This is a genomic window from Chamaesiphon sp. OTE_20_metabat_361 (assembly GCF_031364565.1).
Genome location: NZ_JANLWO010000234.1, coordinates 1 through 7,325, shown reverse-complemented (window position 1 = coordinate 7,325; position 7,325 = coordinate 1). Strand labels below are relative to the sequence as shown.

The 7,325-nt window shown below is 45.6% G+C and carries 8 protein-coding genes and 1 pseudogene; 4 read left to right on the top strand and 5 right to left on the bottom strand.

Annotated elements, in window-relative coordinates; translation table 11 throughout:
* The 4 genes from RMO35_RS06855 to RMO35_RS06840 all read left to right on the top strand — a co-directional run.
* The coding region (locus tag RMO35_RS06855; protein ID WP_309739560.1) for an aspartoacylase at positions 1-646 on the top strand (646 nt) is incomplete at its 5' end.
* Positions 647-762: 116 nt separating this feature from the next.
* On the top strand, positions 763-1,116 hold the full coding sequence (locus RMO35_RS06850) for a hypothetical protein (protein ID WP_309739559.1): 354 nt from the start codon (positions 763-765) through the stop codon (positions 1,114-1,116).
* Entirely contained in the window at positions 1,117-1,605 is a 489-nt protein-coding gene (locus RMO35_RS06845) for a hypothetical protein (protein ID WP_309739558.1), read from the top strand.
* Entirely contained in the window at positions 1,602-2,570 is a 969-nt protein-coding gene (locus RMO35_RS06840; RefSeq protein WP_309739557.1) for a histone deacetylase, read from the top strand. Before RMO35_RS06845 ends, RMO35_RS06840 begins: the two co-directional genes overlap by 4 nt.
* A 284-nt stretch (positions 2,571-2,854) precedes the next feature.
* On the opposite strand, the pseudogene RMO35_RS25200 reads toward RMO35_RS06840, so the two are convergent.
* The 5 genes and pseudogenes from RMO35_RS25200 to RMO35_RS06815 all read right to left on the bottom strand — a co-directional run.
* Positions 2,855-3,112: pseudogene (locus tag RMO35_RS25200) on the bottom strand (clan AA aspartic protease); the annotation flags it as partial.
* Positions 3,112-3,408, bottom strand: coding sequence for a hypothetical protein (locus RMO35_RS06830; RefSeq protein WP_309739553.1), 297 nt, complete (start codon positions 3,406-3,408; stop codon positions 3,112-3,114). The gene RMO35_RS06830 and the pseudogene RMO35_RS25200, both read right to left, overlap by 1 nt.
* 60 nt (positions 3,409-3,468) lie before the next feature.
* Positions 3,469-4,599, bottom strand: coding sequence for a pentapeptide repeat-containing protein (locus tag RMO35_RS06825; RefSeq protein ID WP_309739551.1), 1,131 nt, complete (start codon positions 4,597-4,599; stop codon positions 3,469-3,471).
* Between the two features lie 339 nt (positions 4,600-4,938).
* Positions 4,939-5,322 carry a P-II family nitrogen regulator gene (locus tag RMO35_RS06820; RefSeq protein ID WP_309739550.1) on the bottom strand — a complete coding sequence of 128 codons (384 nt, stop codon included), beginning with the start codon at positions 5,320-5,322 and terminating at the stop codon, positions 4,939-4,941.
* 415 nt (positions 5,323-5,737) lie between these two features.
* Positions 5,738-7,325 (bottom strand): APC family permease (locus RMO35_RS06815; RefSeq protein ID WP_309739549.1); only part of this gene is annotated, 1,588 nt, incomplete at its 5' end.

Here is a 7,325-nt window from a genome sequence, read left to right as displayed (position 1 = left end):
AGATAGCCGCGCTAAGGAGATTGCCCAAGCTCTCAAACATGTCGATCTGATTATCGACCTGCATAGCTCGACGAGTCAAATGGGGCTGACGATTTTGCCAGCCAGTACCCATCCATTCAACCTGCGGCTGTCGGCTTATTTGAGCCAAATTCATCCCGATGTCCGAATTTGCGGATTAAACAATGCTGAAAATCCGATGCTGCGATCGCTTTCCCCATTAGGCTGTACGATCGAAGTTGGTGCCGTCGCTCAGGGAATTCTCGATGCCGATCTGTTTGCCAAAACAGAGCTGCTGATTTATGCAGTTTTAGACTATGTAGCAGCGATGAATGCAGGTATGCCCTTACCCGCGCCTGATGAAGTCACCGTGTACAAAACCCTCACCTCGATCGATTATCCCCGCGACACAGCGGGTAAACTGCAAGGGATGATTCATCCCCACCGTCAATTTCAAGACTATCAACCATTACATCCCGGCGATCCGTTATTTGTGACATTTATGGGCGAGACAATTCCTTATGCAGGTACGGATACTGTGTACCCAATTTTCATTAATGAAGCCGCCTACTATGAAAAAGGGATTGCCATGACTTTCACCGACAAACAGCAATGGCAAGTTGAAACGGGTGTAGCTTCTTTAGGATAAACTCATGCAAGATCGACAGAGTTATTTTCTTAAACTGCCGATCGCCCATTAGCATTCCAAAATAGTCACGCACATCACAATATTATTTTCTCGATCGATGGGAGGATAATCTGATTGTGGCGGGAGCAACCTCAGTGAGTCAAGGACTAGTATTTTTAATTTTGCTCGTTGCGGCTGTCTTAGAAGCTGGGGGCGATGCTTTAGTAAGAAAGGGGTTGCAGAGTCGCGGACTGGTGCAGCAAGTTGAGTTTATTCTCTTGGGCGGGTTGACGCTATTGGGCTACGGAATTGTAGTGAACTTGCCTGCTTGGGATTTTGGTAAATTGTTGGGGGTTTACGTCACCCTATTTTTCATGGTGGCTCAATTAATTAATTATTTTGGATTCGGTCAAATACCTAGCATTTCGATCTGGGTGGGAGGTGCTTTAATTGTCACAGGTGGATTGGTGATTACCTTCTGGAGAGTTTGAGTGAGTGTCAGAATCTATGTGTGGTTGCCGACAGGCGGCAAAGTAGGTCATTCATCAATCCAGGTTGGCGATCGAGCCTACGTCAGTTTGTGGCCGGGTAATGGGCGCAAGGGGTTCGTGAGGAGCGCGATTCAGAAAATGACGATGAATGTCAAGCGCAAACCATTTTACAGGGACTATGCGGCAGATTTGGCCGCAGAGGGAGCCGATCCGATCGTGGTGGAATTGGAATCACTCGATGAAGTGGCTATTCAGAAGTACTGGGAAAAAGTACAAGCCAGTGGATTGGAGTACGAATTGACGGAGTTTAACTGTTCGACGATCGTGGCTAATACGCTCTATATCGGGTCGAATTTGCAACCTTCATTTCAACCCCGCGCCGAGATCGATACCTACGTGGGGTTAGGCATTCCCTTGGGTGAGATAGACGCATGGGAACCAAAACATATTTTGCAATACGCCAAGGAAATTAAGCGATCGCGGGGATGATGGAACCTAACAAAATTCGACCTAGATTAGTTTACTCGCCAGGATATGACATTCGCTGGCTGGGACTAGAAAAACTACATCCATTTGACAGTTGCAAGTACAGCCGCACCTGGAAAGTTTTGCTCGATCGATTCAGTGACAAGTTGCTCTCAGCAACGATTACCCCGACAGCAGCGACAGCAGAACTACTGCAAACCATTCACACGCCCGAATATCTCCAGCAGTTAACTAACTCCCACTATGTCGCCCAAGTATTAGAACTAGCCTCCCTCGATTGGGTGCCCAGTGGCATTCTCGATCGCCAAGTATTACAGCCGATGCGACTCGCCACGATGGGGACGGTTATTGCTGCCGAAACTGCTCTAGAAACCGGAATCGCCATCAATCTATCCGGTGGATATCACCATGCTAGACGCGATCTCGGAGCGGGATTTTGCGTCTACTCAGATATCGCGATCGCCATTGCCAGCCTCCGCCAATCTGGGCAACTTACAGCCACAGACTCGATCGCAATTATCGATCTCGATGCCCATCAGGGCAATGGTTTAGCGAGAATTTTCGAGTGCGATCGTACGGTCCACATCCTCGATATGTATAACCAGGATATTTATCCCCAAGATCGTCGAGCGATCGCCCGAATCGATCGCAATCTTCCCCTCGCATCGAAAACGCGAGATGCTGAATATCTCGATAAACTTCAACAGCACTTACCCAGCTTTTTAAGTTCGATAGAGCGACCCAAAATCGCCTTCTACAACGCCGGAACTGACATTTATGAGGACGATCCTCTCGGTCGGCTAAAGATCTCGGCAGAGGGGGTATTAGCACGCGATCGGTTTGTGTTTCAGACCCTGGTTGCTGCGAGAATTCCAGTGGTAATGGTGTTGAGTGGTGGCTATACTTCTGAAAGTTATCAGTTGGTGGCGAAGAGTGTTGGCGAAGTGTGGGAAACTTGGGGTTTATAGCGATCTATTTCTGAAATAATTCTTGTTATGTGTAGATCTAACGTTGCCCGTTAGCAGCGACCCACAAACTTAACAACTCAGCAGATCTACTTTCTTTCCACCACTGCACGGGCGTTGTGCTGCGGTCGCTTCCAACGACTTTAATACTTATCAAATAAGAATGATTCACCGTGGAGATACACAGAAATATGCTCCTTCGTAACATCCTTCACAGTGTCCGAAACTCCCTGCTGCTCCTGTGGATTACTTACATGAAAAGACAATACATCTATACATTGCCATGATATCGTGCGATATTGCCCATCCCAAATGGTTGTTCCGGTGTAAAAATCAAACAAGACTTCGCTACCATCACCCAAGGTCGCTGAATTGGAAATCGTCCAAGGCAACCCAAGGCGAACAATAATTTCAGATGGCAAAGACAGAAATCCATCGAATCCGGTGTCAATCACAGTGCTGATGACTTCTCATTGCCCAGATGAATTACCAACCACAAGGGGAAGTGTTGCTTCTCGACGCAAATTCACAACTCCGTAAATCATTAATTCTTTTTCAAACTCCGCGAGCCAAAATGATAAACGGCGCGATGCCCAATCCGAATCCCCCAAGGTTGAGCATTGGGCTGACGATCGACTAACCGATCGGTTGCACCCATGACAGTTTCATCGACCTCAAAATCTCCGGTTTCAATGTCGATCGCCACAATCTTACCCTCATTTCCAGCCTCTACCTGTTGCCGAATGCCAGACTCATAGAGTTCTTGCCCACGTCGAGCTAACTCTTCTTTGCTGTAGCGTCTTTGGCGTTGGTGAAACCTCTCCTCTGGAGAAACTGCCATAGTCAGACCTCAATTACAACTCGTCTCCTTCATTTTAGCTCACAGTAGATCTAAGTCTGTCTATATTTGCTTCATCCCCTGTTTAATCGGTGAGAACTTACTGTGAAATTCTGTTTTTTCATCATATATAGCACCCTGTAAATTAGCACCAACGAGTTTGGCTCCATACAACTTTGCTCCAGCAAAATTTACCTTACTGCAATTAGTACCTTTCAATTCGGCTCCAAATAAATTGGCTCCTGATAAGTTGGCTCTGTGTAGATTCGCTCCTTGCATGTTTGTTTCGCGTAAATCGGCAGATTCTAAATTTGCATCTGACAAATTTGCTCGATTTAAATTGGCACCAAATAGATCTACTTCTGACAAGATCGATCGCTCTAAATTAGCTTCAATTAAATTTGCAGCGAGTAAATTTGCTCGACTCAGATTAGCGGCTACTAAGTTTGCTTTGCTCAAATTAGATTTATTCAAATTCGCAGTAGTCAGATTTACAAACAGTAAATTAGCATGATTCAAATTGCTATGTTCGAGATTTGTGGTGATTAATGATGCGCCTTCTAGATTAGCTTCGGATAAATTTGACCAGCTTAAATTAGCTCGATCGAGTGTGGCTTTATATAAATTAGCTTTAATTAAAATTGCTCTATGCAAATTCGCATCGCTCAGATATACTTCAATTAAATTGGCTCCTGTCAAGTTTACTCGCTCGAAGATTGCGCTATTGAGGATTGCTTGAAATAATACCGCATCCATCAATTCTGACTGCATGAAATCTGTAGAAATTGCAGTTACTCGGCTCAAATTAGCCCGTTGTAAGTTTGCTAAACCGAAATCGCAACGGCTGAGAATGGCACTTTCTAAACTTGCTTGACTGAGGTTGGCAGTTCCCAGGCTGGCACCTGTGAGATCGGCTTCGTATAAATTGGCTCGATCTAAATTCGATCGATTCAATTTTGCAAATTGTAAATTCGCCCGCACTAAATCGGCTTTGCTCAGATTAGCACCTGCTAAAATTGCTCTGCTCAAGACTGCTTTAAATAAGATTGCTTTGCTGAGATTGACTTTGGCTAATTGTGCGGATTGGAGATCGGCGGCGGAAAGCTGTGCTGCTTCAAAATCTCGATCGCCAGCGGCATACTCTAGCAATAGTTCCGCGCTACTTTGAACGATCTTTTTTTGGCGTTGAGGCATAATCGTTCGCGTAGCGTGCCGTAGGCAATCGAAAATACTATCCTCATCATTAGACTTACTCTCAGTCGATCGGTGTATTCAGCGACAAAATCCTGTCCAAAAATTCACCGCGTCCCTTTGCGGAACGCAAAGATAATAAAGTTTGAAAATCGGGTGATGTTCCGAATACTCAAAGTGGTTTTAACCACTTCTTGTGATGCAAAGTCTGCCTACGCGGACTAGTAAATTAGTCCGCGTAGGCGGACTTTGCATCATTAGCCACGATTTGCGGCGCGCGCTCCGGAGGTTTCCTCCGGGTTTAGCGCGACAAGACACAATCGTAGGCGTTCTCGTAGGTAGCTAAACCGAACTTTCTTCCATGTCGGGAGTAAGTGCCTCAATCCCAGTTTCCCCTGTGCGAATGCGGACGGCTCTGGCAACTGGTAGCACAAACACCTTACCATCACCGATTTTGCCAGTGTGGGCGGTTTTGACGATCGTTTCGACAATTAAATCCGTTTTTTCGGAAGGTACGACCATTTCTAATCTCACCTTGGGAATAAAATCGATCGTAAATGGTTGACGATCCATATTGTACAGTCCCAAAAATGCCAGCGGGCGACCTTTTTGACGACCGAATCCTTTAACTCCGGTAACTGTCAATCCTTGAATTCCAGCCTTTACCAATGCCTCTTTGACATCATCCAATTTGGACGGTTGGATGACTGCAATAATCAAATCCATAGTTAGTTTTCTCCGACTTTACGGCGATCGTCTTGTAGATATCTTAGGTTAAGTAGTGCTTAAAGTCCCAATTTTGTTTCAATAAGTAAGCTAAACATGGTGATTATCACCATTAAGGGGACAGCAACATAGATCGCTGTTTTGAATACACGATATTTTTTGGTTGGGGATAAGTAATTCCAATGTTCTGGTGGTACTTGCCATTTATTCATTGAGTTTTAGCCTGGAACTAGTTGAGAGTAAAGAAAATAGCCAAAACCCTGGATTACCCCCCCAACCCCCCTTATAAAGCGGATGTGCGCACTGTTCGGGTTCCCCGACAGTGTAAGCGCACCAAGCAGGGGGGCTTTTCTTGCTCCCTCCCCTTTATAAGGGGAGGGCTGGGGTGGGGTAAGGGACTACGCAGCAATTCAAATTACAAGTTACCCGAATTTCCTCTACCGAGCTGGATGTGGTTCTCATGGGGTCTGACGAAAATCGATCGACCCGTCATGATACTCCGCACCATAATATAGGCAAAACCAAACAAGAAGAAAGCAGCCGAAATCCCGATCGCAATTTGAGCATTTTTAGCCGAGTCACCGCCAGCCGTAAAACCAAAGTAAAACACACCAAACATCATCGCAAAGTTCATAAATGCTCCAGCTAGAGGAATCAATTTTGACTTGATAAAATTTGATTCATCGCCTAACAATCGATCGATCGCAGCCACGAATGTGACTAGGCAAGTCAATCCATAAAAGATAAAAGTACCGATATTTGAAACCAGTGTCATCTGTGTTAGATTGTTGACACTAAGTACTCCATATCCCCCAATCATAGCGGACAAAATAGTCAACACGATCGTCCCGATATGAGGCGTACTAAACTTGCTGTGGAGCAGCCCAAAAATGCTCGGTAGCTCGTCATCTGCACCCATCGCGTAGGTAATTCTCACGCCTGTGGAAAGGGCAGATAGCGTCGTTCCTAGTAGTGCCATCAAGACGGTGATTGCCAATACTAATACCAGTGTAAATCCGTGTCCGCCGAGCAATCGATCGCCCAAAATTCGTGCCATATCTCCAACGGGGGCACCAGATAAAACTGCTGCATCAAATCCTCTAACGATACTGCCTCCAGTATATTTACTCGCATCCAGGCTTAGTGCCGTCACTGCTGCCCCAATATCGGTAATTTTGGGATCGAGTCCAGCGACAAACGAGCCTGCCTCGCCAGCTTTATTTACCACACCTGCATAGGCATCACTAATGAAGAAGTTAGCCGCAAAGTATTCAAAGAAGTAGCAAACACAAGCCTGAATAAATAGCGACATGACTACCGCCTTGGGAATGTCTTGTCTGGGGTTGATGGCTTCACCTGCGAGGGCGGTTGCTGATTCAAACCCGACTACTAATAAAATCGCGATCGTTGTTTGGAATAATAGCCCCCCAAAATCATGGGGAATCACGACACTAAGTGCGTTGGCGTGCTCGTAATTGAAGCCTGGATTGGTAAATCTAAACGTGATAAATAAAATTCCCAAAATAAATAACGAACTGATTTGGACGATATTAATGATGATATTAATCAATGTTGAACCAGTTACGCCAAAGAAAGCAACAAAGCCAACTAATCCCGCAAATACCGCACACAAAAGCATCTGCGAGAGTGAATCGCCAGCAAAATTTGGGTTGAAAAGTCGCCCGATATAGACAATTAGGGTACCCATAAACCCGACCATCACCCCAGGATAAACCCAGTAATAAAGGTGAGATGCCCATCCCGTTAAAAACTTGACAATCCGGGCAAATCGAAAGTGACGATGCTCTTCTTTGGCGAGAATTGCTGCTTCTGCATAGTAATAAGAACTGCCCGCACCTGCTTCTGGATAGGCTTTAGATAGTGTGGCAAAGCAACTAGCAGTTAACAAAGCGATCGCGGTCGCAACTGCGACTGAAGCCCACATATTTGGGGATGATGCTCTCGGAGATTGGAGCTGAAATGTCGTCCATAAGAATGCTCCT